Raw genomic sequence first — 15359 nt, forward strand, 5'->3', positions numbered from 1 at the left:
ACTAATTCAACTGCAAAGAGCCTTTCGCGTTCATCAGCAGCTCAACCACATCATCACCACTGATGACGGTGAAGCGCTTATCAATGGCTGATTCTTCTACGCCATTGTGTTTCATACAGGCGCCGCAGACCAATACTTGACCACCTTTTTCAATAAAAGCTTCTAGCAACTCGCCCGCAGGTTCAAATGGCGCGCCAATATTGACGTTATCTAAAGCGTTCGGTAATGCCAAATGTACCGCATCTACCATCAATATCACTGAGGCAGAGTGACCTTTTTTAAGCGCGACACCTGCCATGGTAAAGGCTAAGGTGATTTTACTTGGGTTTGAGTCACTATTATCAAATAATGTTCCGACATAATCCGTATTATTAACCATGTTATTTTCCTTATTAGACTGTTTTTAATTAGCTTGTTGTTAATTAAAGAGTATTCAGTTGAGTAGGGAACTCACTACTATCCTAACATTTACTATATGTATTTATATAATGTCTTGTTAGAAAATAGTAGCTATACAGTAGTTATAAGGTTACGTAGTTGTGAATGTCTGCTTGTGACTTACCAATACCGTTGAATAATTGGCTTTAAGCTTGCGGCGGCCACGGGCGGTCGGCATCACTGACTATCCATTCTGCCACATAGCCGCTCGGCGGTAGCTGCCAATCCGCTTGATCTAACGCTGCTAAGATACGCGAGGTCTCGATGACTTTGCCGCCTTCAGTGACGCCGGTACGCAGTAGGGCAGATGAGCAAGGCTTGCCCTTTACCCACATCGACTGCTCGATATATATCCAGCGCTCATCGAAACCGACGATATGAGTTTTCATCGTTACTTTATCAAAGGCGCGAATGCGTTTGCGATATTGGATGGTGCTACCAGCGACGACCAAACCCCAACGCTGCTTAAGCAGTTGGCTACCAAGCCCGCTCCGTACTGCAAAGTCGGTACGCCCTAAATCATAAAGGGTCAGCACGCGTCCATTATTCATCTCTAAAAAATTATCAATGTCCGTCAAACGACAGCGAAAGGTAATCTCGCTGGTATCTTTAAACGTTAAGGTATTGCCTTTTTTTACTTGCAGCGCGGCATGGGCGATGGTGCTGGCATAACGGATAAATGGATACATAGCACAGTCTCAAAGGGTTAAAGTTTAAATAATAGAATTGCGGTTTGCCAGATTATCAATCGTTATTATAAGTCTTAGAGGCTACACCAATATGCTTAAAATAAGCACTGACGGTTTCGGGTATCCAATTGATATCGAATTTTGAGGTTTTTGCTTTTTTACCATTGTTGCCCGCTTGCTTGGTTTTAGCATTATCATTAGTTGATTGGGCGTTAGTCGATTGGGCGTTTTTTGCCTGACTGTCTGAACGATAACGCAAATAACCGATATGACCACCGTGTTCGGTATCTAAAATAGTGACACTGTCCGAGACATCGTTTGGCGTGGCGGTAAAACCAATAAAGGGGTCATCTTTGGCGCTAATGAGTAGTAGCGGGCGCGTGACATCCCTTAGGTATGGCAAGGCAGAGGATGAGTGATAATAGTCGTTTTTAGAGCGATAGCCATGACGCGGAGCGGTGAAAATATCATCGAAGTCACTGATACGATTGGCCGCTTTGATAGAGTTAATCTCATCTTGGCTTAAATCATTAGCCAGTGCTTTTTTAATAATTGGATTGAGCAAATACGGTGTATAAATTCGGTGGCTTAAAAAGCTATGCATGGTAATCGCAGCGGACGACATATCGACCGGCGCAGAAATCACGACTGCGCCATCGCATAGCGCTTTATCGCCATATTCGCCCATATATTTTGCCAACGCATTGCCACCAAGTGACACGCCTACCGCATAAATATGCGCGTAATTTTCGCGCAAGTTTTCTAACATATGATGCACCTCGCCCGTGTCACCAGCGTTATAAAACACGCGCCCGTTAGCAGGAATGCCGCCACAACTACGAAAGTGCGCCACGACAAAATGCCAGCCTTGCGCGTGCATCTGATACGCCAAGGCGCGGGCATAATGGCTGTCGCTGCTGCCTTCCATGCCATGAAATAACACGATTAATGGTGTTTGCTCAAGTTTGCCGTTTTCTGAAGCTTCTGAATAATGGACAGGATGGGCATCGTAAAAGTCATAAGCGATATCAGTTTCACACAATGAATCTTGCTTAATCACACGGCGGTAGCTTGGCGTCTTAGGCGCAAAAAACTTCGGCAAGATGCTTTGCAAATGCGGGTTGCTCAGCCAAAAGGGCGGTTTAAACGGCGCGGGCGAGAAAGGTTTGGTTGGTTTTGAAGTTGGCATAGGTCAGTCTTATATGAGTTGTTATAAAAAACAGTGACTTATCATACCGACTGCCAAGGTTAAAACCAATGATTTTCAGTGAACGCATGGTTACTCAAAACAATGTTAATCAAAACAATGCTACTCAAAATAGTTCGTTAAAAACAGCTAATCAAAAATACGCATATCTTATGGCTTATCCAAGACACGCCCATCCATCGCCAGCCGCTCTTTTAAGCTGTCGATATCTGCCTCAGCGAGCGTTACGGTCAATGTCACTTGCTTACTATAAGTCACATCATCGATACTGCCATTTAAACTTTCTACTACATAGCGGCATTGGGCTTCGGTGGCAAATTCAGCCAATATTTGTACTTGTGTCATCGGCACATAAGGCAGCAAAACCATCTCATCGACGGCCGCTTGCGCTGAGCCAGCATAAGCACGGGTGAGACCGCCGGCACCGAGTTTGATACCACCAAAATAACGCACTACGATGATAATGACGTTGCCGATAGATTTATGCTGCAAGACATTTAATATTGGCCGTCCTGCGGTGCCGTTTGGTTCGCCATCGTCGTCAAAGCCAGCGCTGGTGGTATTATTAGGGTCACCGATGATATACGCCCAGCAGTGATGGCGGGCATCGGCATATTTTTGACGTAGTTGTTCCACGTGAAACATCGCCTGCTCACGCGAGGTCACAGGATAAGCATAAGTAATAAAGTCGGATTTTTTAATTTCCAAACGAGTAGTGACGGCATGTTTTAGCGTTTGATAGCTCATATTTCATCAGGCTTAGGTTGGATATGGTAAACTGGTCTGACTTTCACTGTTGTCCGTATTTGGCACAGTGTTCATTAATTTTTTATTATAGTACCATTTCTAACCAGTGAAGATAACGAGCAGGTCACGCTTGAATGCTAATGACGTTGGCTTCTGATTTAGGGTGGGTCACATAAAACGGATGGTAGTAAATAGTATGCGTCTAGATAAATTTCTTAGTAAAGCCACTGAGCTGTCGCGTAAAGAATCAAAAAAGATTCTGCACGCCGGTGAAGTGACGGTAAATGATACTGTGGTCAAAGACCCTGGGTTACACGTCGATATCGTCAGCGACGAAGTGATGTGGGCAGGCGAGCCATTGTCAGTTGCGGCTGGCAATCGTTATATCCTCCTGCATAAGCCTGAAGGCTTTGAATGTACCTTAAAGGTTAAAGAACATCCTATCGTCACTGAGCTGATTGCCGTACCAGAGCTTGGTAGCTTACGTATTGCGGGTCGCCTCGATGTCGATACCACGGGTGCGTTGCTTATCAGTGATGATGGCAAATGGTTGCACCGTGTCACCAGCCCCAAACATGAGCATGCCAAAATTTATGAGCTGACCTTAGCTGAAGCAATGGATAGCGACGCTCAAGCCAATGCTGTTAAAGAAGTGGCTGAAGGTATCTTGTTAGAAGGCGAGCACGAAGAAACCAAGCCTGCGATTCTTGAATTCATCGATGAAACCCATGCGTGTTTAACCTTAGAGCAGGGTAAATATCACCAAGTAAAACGTATGATGGGTTACTTTGGCAACAGAGTCACCGAGCTGCATCGTGCCAGTATTGGTCATATCACTTTAGACGGTTTGGATAAAGGCGACAGTCGTTTCCTAACACCAGAAGAAGTGGCTAAATTCTAAATTTAAGCTTTGCTAAACCTTAGGGCGTGTCCTCATTTTAAAAATGGTGATAAAAATGAGATAAATTGTAGCCAAACAAGGAAAATAGTGCAGTTAATATCGGGATATTACCAAGCTATTTGACGAAGTTTGGCAAAATTTAGCCATTTTTAGACCATTTAGATGTCTATCGATTGAATTGAAGACACGCCCTAGAATAAGCTATTAACATATTTTTCCAAAATCAGCAGCCACTGAAAAGTGTGCTGCTTTTTGCTGCTTATCGTTTGCCGTGGTTATTTCTGTCAGCTGTCTGTGTTGCCTATCTCTTAAAGCTCAGTAGCAGTTTTGCAAAATTGACAGCTTAAGGCTTTGCAAAATCATCCCATGTGCTACAGTCTGTTTATTATTTTTAATCTATGTTTTTACATAATATGGTTGTCTTTATTAATAAGGTGAATTTGAAAATCCTTATTATTAAATATAGCGGTTCTTCTTTTTAGATTACTACGCAACTATTATTAAAAACCAATAGGACTGTCTCTGTGAAATTACCTGTATTAAAATCTGCCAGCTTAATCAGTGCCATATTGCTGACGACCACCGCTTGTGCGCAGCCAAGCGCCACTGACGCTATCAAGAAAAATACCAGCCAAGCGCCTCAGACCGCCCAAGCGGCTGGCAGCATAACCAAAGCTGTCGATAGTCAATTACGCCAACTGCTGACTAAAGCTGGTATCAAAACGGAAGTTACCTCTATCGTAGTATCTAAACTGCCCAATATGTATCAGGTGAATTTGGCAGGACAGCCGCCGCTACATATTACCGGAGATGGCAAATATGTCATTCAAGGCGAGCTGCAAAAGAACCCAAGCAAACGCGTAGTGACTAAGACTCCAGCACGTAGCAGCAGTGCACAAGTTGGTAAACCGGTTAGTGCCAGCGTCAAATCTGCCATCCTCGCCAATATGGATGCGCTAAAAAACATGAGTGCCAAGACGCCGTTCTTTTATACCGCCGTACCGGGTGTCATTTGGGGCGCAACGCTGGAGGGCGTGCCTTTTTTATTATCAGATGATGCGCAGTATATTACCGATGGCGAGATATCCGTGATTGAAAACGGTCAGTTTATTGGGCTCGATCAAGAGTTTGAAAAGCGTAAAAATCAATCGGTATTTGCGACATTAGATGAAAACCAGCTGATTAATTATCCAGCGACCGGCCCTGAAAAAGCGGTCATTTATGTGGCCAATGACGTCAATTGTCCTTACTGCCGCCGCTTGCATCAACAGCTGCCCATGCTTAATGCCAAAGGTGTGACGGTGAAAACCATCGGTTATCCAATATATGAGCAGTCACCTAAGCAAATGCGCGCTATCTGGTGTCAGAGCAATGAAGACAGTCGTCGCAGCGCTTTTGATAAGGCAATGTTAAAGGGAGAGATGACCCCTGCACCAGCAAGTTGTAACGTCGATTATGTGACTCCTAACCGTGAAAAAGCGGCAGGGCTTGCGGTAATGGCAACGCCTGCTATTTATCGTGAAGATGGTGTGCTGTATCAAGCAAGCTTTGAGAGCCCTGAGTTTTTAGAGTTTTTGGGTGTAGAGTAGTTAGTGTTAACTATTTTAAGTCTATGAGATAAAGTCTTTAATAAAAATAACTCATAAAAAAACTGCCTTATGAGCTTAGCTCATAGGGCAGTTTTTTTATTGCGCTTAACAGTTGATTCTATAAGTCTATTGCAGCAACAGCTATCGCGGCAAGACGATATCGACGATTTTCCAATTTATCAAACCATCTCGCTGCATCTCGATAGTAAGCGGATAACCTTTAACCTGACCGCTGATAGTAAAGCAATTAATACCGCAATAGCTCAGTGCTGGCTTATCGCTATCCGTACCTTGCGCTGCTTGTTGTTCCAGTTCCGCCGCTTGCTTTTGCATGATTTGCTGCATCTGGTTTTTGACGACTGCATTGACGTCGCCGCGATTGATGATTAAGTTTTGAATCAGGTTCTTTAAATCGACTTGATTACTGGCGATTGCCCATGCGGCGGCAAGCTCCTTGGTCGCGGTATTGGCCTGACCTTGGGTATTAATCAGTTTTTCGATATTTTGCGGCGTAATAGCACCATCGACTGCTTGGATAATAAAACCATTGGCCGCTTCCGTTAATGGCGCGCCGCCCAGTTCTGCAACCAATGGATATTTGGTCATGGTTAGCGCAAACTGGCCGGTCAGCTGATTTTGGATACTTGGACGTACCTGTTCATAGTCAATCGCCGCCGCGATAGTCGCGCCATCTTTTGCATCATAGGCATTTTTCAGCTGATAGGCGCTATAGTAAGGCGAGCCGCCATAGACAGCGACTGCAATGACAATCAATAAAACAATCAGCTTTTTCATAAAAATTGCTACCTTAGCGCAAACGCAATGGCGGTAAATCTCAAAAATGGGATTTGAAACCCCATCAATATGGCGCTAAATATTAGCATGGCCAGCCTTTATAAAGGTATAAAAACCTTTGCTCAATTCTTAATAAAACCTTTTTTAGCAGGCTTAAAACCTCATAAGTCAGAATTTCATCATCCAAGCGCTTGATAAATCATGTTGGCATCTCCATAAATAGCGCAAACTTTTAATAAATTGATTTGGCTAAGCAGCATCCCGCCGTATTCGCTTGCAAGATTCATAAATCATCCTTTTTACCGCCACGTATTTCGCTGTGTTTCATGTGAAACCTTTTAGTGCGAGTGTAGGTAGAATGATAAGTAGGGTGATTGACTCGGGTTGATGAATCGACCGACCGGTGGACTGTGAAGACGATAGGAGAGCCCATGAGTAAGCGCGATTTTTATGAAGTATTAGGTGTCAGTAAGACTGCTGATAGCAAGGAAATTAAGCGAGCCTACCGCAAGCTGGCCATGAAATACCATCCAGACCGTAACTCTGAAGATCCTGATGCTGAAGATAAATTCAAAGAAGCATCGATGGCTTATGAAGTACTGAGCAACGAAGAAAAACGCTCAGCTTATGACCGTATGGGTCATGCTGCGTTTGAAAACGGCATGGGCGGCGGCGGTTTCGGCGGCGGCGGTGGCAATTTCCAAGATATCTTTGGCGATATCTTTGGCAACTTTGGCGATATCTTTGGTCAGTCGCGTGGCGGCGGTGGACGTTCACGTCGCGGCTCAGACCTGCGTTATGTCATTGAGCTGACGCTAGAAGAAGCGGTACGTGGCTGCAAAAAAGAAATCAGCTTTACGGCTCCTGCGCCTTGCGATACTTGTGATGGTAAAGGCGCCAAAGATGCCTCTGACATTGTCACTTGTCAGACCTGTCATGGTCAAGGCCAAGTACGTATGCAGCAAGGCTTCTTTGCCGTACAGCAAGCGTGCCCACAGTGTGGCGGCTCTGGTAAACAGATTAAAAATCCTTGCTCTGACTGTCATGGTAATGGCGTTAAAGACAAATCACGTACGCTTGAAGTGTCTATTCCAGCGGGCGTCGATGATGGTGACCGCGTCCGTCTAGCAGGTGAAGGCGAGGCAGGTGGCGCTGGTGTACAGAACGGCGATTTATACGTCGAAGTACGCGTAAAACCGCACGATGTCTTTACCCGTCAAGGCGCCGACCTCTATATGGACGTGCCAGTGAGTATCACTGATGCGGCACTCGGTAAAGAAGTTGAAATTCCAACCCTAGATGGCAAAGTCAAAATCAAGGTTGCAGAAGGCACGCAAAGTGGTAAATTGTTGCGTGTACGCGGTAAAGGGGTGACGCCAGTACGTACGACGATGAAAGGTGATTTGATTTGCCGTGTGGTCATCGAAACCCCAGTGAACCTAACGCGCGAGCAAAAAGACCTGTTGCGTCAATTCCAAGATACACTTGATGGCGACAGCAAGCATCAGCAGTCACCACATAAAAAATCATTCTTTAAAAAGATTGGCGATTTATTTGATTGATAGCTAAGCTTGACTGTTTACGTAATTTTAAGGCCTATTGTTTCACGTGAAACAATAGGCCTTTTTGTTGATGCTATAAAAAACCATTTATACATTATATTTGTTAAACTTAACCTCATAAATTTCAAAACCAACCTATCAAAAATAAAATATCTAGGGTAGTTATATGAGTCAGCAAGAAAATAAACAAAGTATTAACGTCGGTGTTATTGGTGCTGGTGGTCGTATGGGGCGTATGCTTATCGAAGCGGTACAGGAAAACCCGCAAACAACACTAAATGCGGCGATTGAACGTCAAGGTTCAAGCCTTGTCGGTGCCGATGCGGGCGAAGTCGCAGCGATTGGTCGTCTAGATGTGCAGATTGTCGATGATTTAAAAGCCGTTATTAATGACATTGATGTGCTGATTGATTTTAGCTTGCCTGATGCGACCGAACAAAATATGCAAATTTGCGCGGCGAATAAGGTTGCGATGGTGATTGGCACCACAGGCTTTAATGAGCAGCAAGAGCAGGTGCTGGCAGAAGCAAGTAAGCAAATCGCTTTCGTCTACGCCGGTAACTATTCAACAGGCGTCAATCTGTCCTTAAAATTGCTCGGTATGGCAGCGAAAGCCTTTGGTAATGATGCTGATGTAGAAGTCATCGAAGCCCATCATAAGCATAAAATCGATGCGCCATCGGGTACCGCTTATATGATGGCAGAAGCGGTCGCAGAGGCGCGTGGGCAAAACCTAAAGGACGTTGCCGTTTATGGCCGCGAGGGACAAACGGGCGAGCGTAAAGCCGGCAGCATTGGTATTCATGCGATACGTGGCGGTGAAATCATCGGCGATCATACTGTGATGTTTATCGCTGATGGTGAAGTCGTTGAAATTACCCATCGTGCGCGTGCACGTATGACCTTTGCCGCTGGTGCGGTACGTGCGGCAACTTGGGTTATTAAGCAGGAAGTTGGTCAATATAATATGCAAGATGTTTTAGGATTAAATGACTAGTTTCTAAATGTAGGTTTCAAACAAGAAAGATTTGAATTACTAAGTTTTTTTGCTTGTTGCTTAATGGCTACTTGATATGGCTTTTAATAGCGTTTAACTATTGCTAGAGGTCAGTTATGAATAAGTTTAGTGAAAATCTAATAGCGCGTTTTGGTCGCACGGTGGCTATACTTAATACTATTAAAAATATAAAAACTGCCAAAACCACAAGTTATGCGCGCCCGATAGCATTTACCTTAAGTTTGACCGTAGTGCCAATAGTCGTGCAAGCTGCTGTTTATCAAACCTATGTCATTCATACCTATGGCGGTGAGGCGTTATTACCAGCCGTTCGTCAGCAGTTAAATGCCAGTCGCGACGGCGGCACGGTATCGACTTATCAAGATAAATTAGTATTGCATACCACTGCGGCTAACTATCAAACCATACAACAGTTACTAAGCCAGATTGATGGTCAACCACAAGCGTTGACCGTTGCAGTACGTGTCGGTAATAATAGTCAATCCCAAGGTAATATCCAGCAAGGTCAGGTAGTTATTAGCAATCGCGGTATTCAGGGCACAGGAATGATTAACCAACGTAGCAGTCAGCAACAAGGCAATAATTTATATCAAGTACAAACGTTGTCTGGCAGTGCAGCAAGCATTAGCACAGGCACGCTGTACTCACTAAACCAAACCTATATTGCTAATAGTTATCCAAATTATCCGATTTATCATGGCCCGTCAGGACAAATTGTTATTCAGCAGCAAGTGTTGTTGCCAACGACCCAAGGGATTGCCGTTACGCCAAGGCTATTGCCAAATGGGCAAGTAGAAGTAACATTAACCCAAGTTGAAGAACAGCTCGTGCGCGCTAATCCTTCTTATAATCGCTATGGTTATAATAATAGCGTGCAAGGGCAAAGATTGCATAGCACCATTATCGTGCCACGCGGACAGTGGGTTAATATTGGACAAATCTCACAAAATCATCAAAGCCAAAGCTCGGGTTATGGCAGTAATCGAGTTATTAGCAGCAATAGTGTGCCTATCTCGCTCTTAGTGCAGTAGCTAGTATTTACTAACGCCACCTCACTGAACATATTAAAATAGACATAAAAAAGCGCAGCACTGTTTATCACAGTACCGCGCTTTTTTATTGACATTGATTGTTTAAAAACTAATCAATATAAATCACTTCTAACGGCGGGAAACCATTGAACTCGACCGACGAATACGAGTTGGTATACGCACCCGTGGTTAACCAAAAAATTTTATCGCCAATCTCAAGCTCTTCTGGCAACTGATAACCGGCTTCTTCATACATGATATCGGTTGAGTCGCAAGTTGGACCGGCTAATACAACCGTGCCTTCGCTGGTTGATGTTTCCATTTTAGGCGTATAAACAGGGTATTTAATGGCTTCACCCAAAGTCTCGATTAAGCCTTGGAATAAGCCCACATCGGTATAGACCCAGCGCGTCAAATCCGTATCTGATTTACGTGAGATAAGTACCACATCACTGACCAATACACCCGAACCACCAACCAATGAGCGACCGGGTTCTAAAATAATATCAGGCATTTCATCTTCATTATAATCATCGGTCAGATAACGGGTAATCTCTTCCGCGTAGACTTTTACCGGATTGACTTCGCTGATATAGTTCGCTGGAAAGCCGCCACCCAAATTAATCATTTGCAGCTTAATGCCTTCTTCATTTTTCATCCAGTCAAACATATATTTGACCTTGGCAAGCGCATCATCCCAAGCAGCAACGTCTTTTTGCTGGCTGCCGACGTGGAACGAGATGCCATACGGCACCAAGCCTAAATCGCGCGCTTGAATCAATAGGTCAATGGCCATATTTGGATGGCAACCAAATTTACGTGATAGCGGCCATTCAGCGGTTTCAGACCCTTGTACTAAGATGCGTACAAAGATTCTTGAACCAGGCGCGTGCTTAGCGATATTTTTTAAATCCGCTTCTGAGTCAGTCGCATATAAATCAATACCTTTCTCAAAAGCATACTTCACATGCTGCGCTTTTTTAATGGTATTGCCATAAGAGATACGTGACGGCTCAACGCCGCAATCGAGCACACGGTCAAGCTCGTAGATTGACGCACAGTCAAAGTTTGAACCAAGCTCAGCAAGCAAGTTAATGACTTCAACCGCAGGGCTTGCCTTCATTGCATAATGAATTTTCGCCTTTGGGAAAAAACCGACCATTTCCGCATATTTGGTTTTAATACGGCTAAGGTCGACGACCAAAAACGGGGTTTCGCGACCTTCGGCAGCTTTGGTGAATTTCTGCCAGCCGGCAGGGTCAAAATATTGGTCAATTTTGATCATGGTCATGGTTGGAAACCTTTAATGAAGACAGTAGATGTCAGAGGATAAAAACGTCAGAGAGTAAAAGCCAATATCAACGTCATAAGCTTATCATCATAAGTCTTGTTATTAATAAAGCTTAATAACAATCGTACTTTATTAACGATATTTCTTAATGATAATAAAATAACAGCAAACACGGCTTAAAAAATGAATAAATTAAGAGCTGGTCGTTTGCGGCTGTTTATCCGCGATTTGTTCACCCTGTTTTTCGCGTATTTTAAGCACTTTACGGACTTTATCACGCGCACGAGTTTGCTTAAGACGCGATAAATAATCGACGAAGATGACCCCATTTAAGTGGTCCATCTCATGCTGAATGCAAACGGCAAGTAAGCCTTCGACTTCTTCATCAATCTTATTGCCATTCTCATCTAAGGCTTCGATACGCACTTTATTCGGACGCTCAACCTTATCATAGACTTCAGGTACCGACAAACAACCCTCTTCGTATGGCTGCTTTTCTTCTACCAATGGCGTGACTTTAGGATTAATAAATACCCTTGGGCTGTCTTTATCTTCAGATAAATCCATCACGATTAGCTGAATATGGCGATCGACTTGGCTTGCTGCCAAACCAATACCTTGGGCATCATACATCGTCTCAATCATATCGGCGATTAAGGTTTTGATTTCAGCCGTGACTTCCTTGACAGGCTTGGCAATCGTGCGCAAGCGCGGGTCGGGATAACTTAAAATAGGGAGTAACGCCATAGGGCTTACCTCAATGATAAAGATAAAATAGGTCTGATATTATAAGATAAATGGGGACAAAAGTAATGCTTATCAATACACGACGCTTTATATCCTTATTTGATAACATAAGCAAAACTTATAATTAATCGTTAAGACAGAATGTAAAAAATAAAAACCGCGCCATAAAAAAGGTCCTGCATCGAGCAAGACCTTTTGTTTATTATTTCTTTACGATGTAGCTTGTTAAATGCTCAATTAAATTGGTAGCTAAGTCAGCTGACATCTAAATTAAAATCCATTTAAATTGAAATACATCAAAACTAAAATAATATTATACGTTACGCTTACTCATAATCATCTCATAGATAAACAGTAAGATAATCGCACCGATTACTGAGAAGATAAGACCGATAAAGCCGCCATCAGCATTGATACCGATTAAGCCTGCAACAAAACCACCCAGCATCGCACCAACGATACCCAAAACGATGGTCATAATCCAACCCATAGGGTCGCTACCTGGCTTGATAGCACGTGCCAATAAACCTGCGACCAGACCTACAATAATCATCCAAATAAAGCTCATTTTATTCTCCTAATATGTTGCCATTTATAATGTGTTACTTATTTATATTGCTTTCTTTTAATGGATTCATTGTAGTCATTCCTGAAACCAAAAAGTAAGGACAAAATGTTATCTGTGTACGGGCTATGTGAGGAAAAAGCCATATTTGCTATTAAGCAGATGAGATAGGTAAACAGTAGGTTACAAAGGTAGTAAAGTCGCTAACAGAATTAATAGTTAGTAGTGCTAATGTACAGCGTTCTAAGAGGGAGGTTTTATTTAATGGAACGCAGTAACATAGGCCAGTTAGGGGGATAAGTTAGGGGAAATTAATCGATAGAAGTGATAGAAGTGATAGAAACGAGGTAGGATTTTTATTGGAGATAATCAGACATAAAAAAAGCGCCGCTCGTTTAACGAACCGCGCTTTTAAAAAGCATTTTCAATGCCTTTTGTTTTTTAACAAAGTCTTATTGGGTGCGTAGAGCTGTCAATAGACGCTGATGGATGCCCTCAAAACCGCCATTGGACATAATCACAATAGCATCACCCGCTTTAGCATGGGTACTGATATGCTCGATAATAGTATCGACGCTAGAAAGTACCTGTTGGTTACCCATATTTGGATTTACCATATTGGCATTTTCAATCACTTCTCTTAAGCCCCATTCAAGTCCGGTAGGCTCATACCATAACGTATGGTCGGCGAGGGCAGCGGACTCAGCCAAGCTGTCTTGATGAATGCCCATTTTCATAGTGTTGCTACGCGGCTCAATAATCGCCCAAACGCGTCTGTCTGCCAGTTTCTTTTTTGCACCATCTAAGGTGGTGGTAATGGCGGTCGGATGATGGGCAAAATCATCAAACACCAAGATGTCATTTATATCGCCAATCAGCTCCATACGGCGTTTGATACCGGCAAAGGCTGACAATGCGGCGCAGGCGGTTTTGACGTCGACACCAACGTTATAAGCGGCGGCGACCGCAACCAAGGCATTATTGACATTATGAATGCCGCTCATTGACCAATTGACGAGCGCTTTAGCTTCTTTATCAGCCGTGAAACTAATATTGAATTGACCGCCATCGGCGCTGATAAGTTCAGCTTGCCAGTCGCTGTTATTTTTTAACGCCTGCTCTTCTTTATTGGTGTTATCTGCCGCTGAATCCAGCACGGCAGTACGCCAAATCGGTGTCCAAACGCCTTTTGCCAAGGTGTCTTCTAAACTGATAGTCGCCGCTGGCATGATAATTTTGCCCGTGCTTGGAATCATGCGCACCATATGGTGAAACTGGGTTTGGATGGCATTTAGGTCGGCGAAAATATCGGCATGGTCAAACTCAAGGTTGTTTAAAATCGCCGTACGCGGACGATAATGGACGAACTTTGAGCGCTTATCAAAAAACGCCGAATCGTATTCATCGGCTTCGATAACAAAGTAGCCTGTTTTTTCTGCGTCATCATTATTTTTTTCAGCGCCCAAGTAGCTGCTATGGGCAAAGACTTGCTGTAAATGCTCATCAGTGGTATCGACCAGTGGTACGCCGCCAATCAAGAACCCTGCATCAATACCTGCATAATGTAGTATCCATGCCAGCATGGTCGTCGTTGTGGTCTTACCATGCGTACCTGCCACCGCGATGACGTGGCGCGATTGCAGCACTTGCTCAGATAAAAATTGTGGGCCTGAGGTGTAGCGCAGGCCGCTATCTAGCATATACTCGATGACACCCATACCACGTTTCATCGCATTGCCAACCACCACCAAATCAGGCGCTGGCTGCAAATGTTCGACCAAATAGCCTTCGGCAATCGTGACGCCTGCATTTTCAAGTTGGGTGGACATCGGCGGATAAACATTGGCGTCTGAACCCGTGACCGTATGCCCGAGCGCGCGCGCCAATAATGCCAGCGAGCCCATAAAAGTACCACAAATACCAAGAATATGAATATGCATAGACGTTCCGTACGAGCTTAAAAAAGGGGATTGAGCTTGAATATCAGGCAACACATATTAGTGCAGCAGACAGTTCGGTAGACAGCTCAATAGACAAAGGCTTATTGTAAAGTAAACACTAGAAGATGACCAATAAAAAACGCCTAGCAAGTAGGCGTTATGTGCTTATCCATTGACGCGTTTATTTGCGCGCCAAGCTATAGTCATCATCAGGATTTTTATCTGCGTCCAACCTAATCAAAAGGTTGTCTTTGATATGGTAGGTTTCGATATTTTTTCTCTCATAGACAATCGTAATCATATCGTCATCTTGGCGATAGACGCCAGATTCTAGCAAAGGCGCGCGCGCAGGCTCTGCGTGATTAAATATACTGGTTTTTAGTACGGAGCCATCAGAAAATAGGTTTAGGGTAATAGCGATATTAGCGCAAGATTCGCATGGCACGATGCCGCCATAATCACCCATTAAGGTTGCCTGTAGCGTGCTTTCGTTATTTGATGCAGAAATCATCGGCGTACGACGAGCATTATCATTTATATTGGCCGCCGCAATAAGCGAGGTGCCTTCTTCGCTATTTGCCTTATCTGCTACCTTGTTAGCACTGCTCTTTTGAGACTCATCGTTTGGCACCTCAGCTTGCTGCGTACCGTTAATCGGCGCACCTTGCGTCGTTTTATTATTGGTAGATGAGGACGCACTGTCACAGCTCATCAGCAGCAAACAGACGGGTAACGCCAATAATGGGCGCATACAGCGTCTGATAGCCGTAATAGTAGAGAGGGAAGTAGACCAAAAAGTTATCATAGTATTACCAAAAACAGTTTTTTAAATAGTATGG

Annotated in this window: 15 protein-coding genes; 5 read left to right on the plus strand and 10 right to left on the minus strand. The window is 43.9% G+C overall.

What is annotated here, in order from left to right; genetic code table 11:
- Position 1: 1 nt before the first annotated feature.
- The 4 genes from JMX50_RS10870 to JMX50_RS10885 all read right to left on the minus strand — a co-directional run bounded on the left by JMX50_RS10870 (position 2) and on the right by JMX50_RS10885 (position 3081).
- Positions 2 to 379: a DsrE family protein gene (locus tag JMX50_RS10870; RefSeq protein ID WP_201629532.1), complete on the minus strand. Its 378-nt coding sequence runs from the start codon at positions 377 to 379 to the stop codon at positions 2 to 4.
- A 205-nt stretch (positions 380 to 584) separates the two neighbouring features.
- Positions 585 to 1127, minus strand: coding sequence for an acyl-CoA thioesterase (locus JMX50_RS10875; RefSeq protein ID WP_201564213.1), 543 nt, complete (start codon positions 1125 to 1127; stop codon positions 585 to 587).
- Positions 1128 to 1182: 55 nt separating this feature from the next.
- Complete coding sequence (locus JMX50_RS10880) at positions 1183 to 2316, minus strand: YheT family hydrolase (protein ID WP_201629533.1); 1134 nt, start codon at positions 2314 to 2316, stop codon at positions 1183 to 1185.
- Positions 2317 to 2484: 168 nt separating this feature from the next.
- Entirely contained in the window at positions 2485 to 3081 is a 597-nt protein-coding gene (locus tag JMX50_RS10885; protein ID WP_201629534.1) for a YigZ family protein, read from the minus strand.
- 196 nt (positions 3082 to 3277) lie between these two features.
- Here JMX50_RS10885 and JMX50_RS10890 point away from each other — a divergent pair, with 196 nt between their 5' ends.
- Together JMX50_RS10890 and JMX50_RS10895 are read left to right on the plus strand one after the other, a co-directional pair.
- A complete protein-coding gene (locus JMX50_RS10890) occupies positions 3278 to 3982 on the plus strand; it encodes a pseudouridine synthase (RefSeq protein ID WP_201629535.1) in 705 nt (234 codons plus the stop codon).
- Between the two features lie 524 nt (positions 3983 to 4506).
- On the plus strand, positions 4507 to 5571 hold the full coding sequence (locus tag JMX50_RS10895; RefSeq protein WP_201629536.1) for a disulfide isomerase DsbC N-terminal domain-containing protein: 1065 nt from the start codon (positions 4507 to 4509) through the stop codon (positions 5569 to 5571).
- 141 nt (positions 5572 to 5712) lie between these two features.
- Here the strand turns inward: JMX50_RS10895 and JMX50_RS10900 are convergent, their stop codons facing one another.
- On the minus strand, positions 5713 to 6366 hold the full coding sequence (locus tag JMX50_RS10900) for a DUF2939 domain-containing protein (protein WP_201629537.1): 654 nt from the start codon (positions 6364 to 6366) through the stop codon (positions 5713 to 5715).
- Positions 6367 to 6797: 431 nt separating this feature from the next.
- Between JMX50_RS10900 and dnaJ the strand changes: the two genes are divergently transcribed.
- The 3 genes from dnaJ to JMX50_RS10915 all read left to right on the plus strand — a co-directional run bounded on the left by dnaJ (position 6798) and on the right by JMX50_RS10915 (position 9977).
- Positions 6798 to 7928, plus strand: coding sequence for a molecular chaperone DnaJ (gene dnaJ, locus JMX50_RS10905; protein ID WP_149490309.1), 1131 nt, complete (start codon positions 6798 to 6800; stop codon positions 7926 to 7928).
- Between the two features lie 166 nt (positions 7929 to 8094).
- Complete coding sequence (gene dapB / locus JMX50_RS10910) at positions 8095 to 8925, plus strand: 4-hydroxy-tetrahydrodipicolinate reductase (RefSeq protein ID WP_201629538.1); 831 nt, start codon at positions 8095 to 8097, stop codon at positions 8923 to 8925.
- A 116-nt stretch (positions 8926 to 9041) separates the two neighbouring features.
- Positions 9042 to 9977 (plus strand): hypothetical protein, encoded by a 936-nt coding sequence (locus JMX50_RS10915; RefSeq protein WP_201629539.1) that lies wholly within the window; start codon positions 9042 to 9044, stop codon positions 9975 to 9977.
- Between the two features lie 109 nt (positions 9978 to 10086).
- Here the strand turns inward: JMX50_RS10915 and JMX50_RS10920 are convergent, their stop codons facing one another.
- The 5 genes from JMX50_RS10920 to JMX50_RS10940 form a co-directional block, all read right to left on the minus strand.
- Complete coding sequence (locus JMX50_RS10920; protein WP_201620081.1) at positions 10087 to 11262, minus strand: type III PLP-dependent enzyme; 1176 nt, start codon at positions 11260 to 11262, stop codon at positions 10087 to 10089.
- Between the two features lie 198 nt (positions 11263 to 11460).
- Positions 11461 to 12015, minus strand: coding sequence for a peptide deformylase (def, locus tag JMX50_RS10925; RefSeq protein WP_201629540.1), 555 nt, complete (start codon positions 12013 to 12015; stop codon positions 11461 to 11463).
- A 313-nt stretch (positions 12016 to 12328) separates the two neighbouring features.
- Entirely contained in the window at positions 12329 to 12583 is a 255-nt protein-coding gene (locus tag JMX50_RS10930) for a GlsB/YeaQ/YmgE family stress response membrane protein (protein ID WP_201564232.1), read from the minus strand.
- A gap of 449 nt (positions 12584 to 13032) precedes the next feature.
- Entirely contained in the window at positions 13033 to 14520 is a 1488-nt protein-coding gene (gene mpl / locus JMX50_RS10935; protein WP_201629541.1) for a UDP-N-acetylmuramate:L-alanyl-gamma-D-glutamyl-meso-diaminopimelate ligase, read from the minus strand.
- A gap of 181 nt (positions 14521 to 14701) precedes the next feature.
- On the minus strand, positions 14702 to 15325 hold the full coding sequence (locus JMX50_RS10940) for a copper resistance protein NlpE N-terminal domain-containing protein (protein WP_201629542.1): 624 nt from the start codon (positions 15323 to 15325) through the stop codon (positions 14702 to 14704).
- Positions 15326 to 15359: the final 34 nt, after the last annotated feature.

Source organism: Psychrobacter maritimus (genome assembly GCF_904846345.1).
GTDB classification, from domain to species: Bacteria; Pseudomonadota; Gammaproteobacteria; order Pseudomonadales; family Moraxellaceae; genus Psychrobacter; species Psychrobacter maritimus.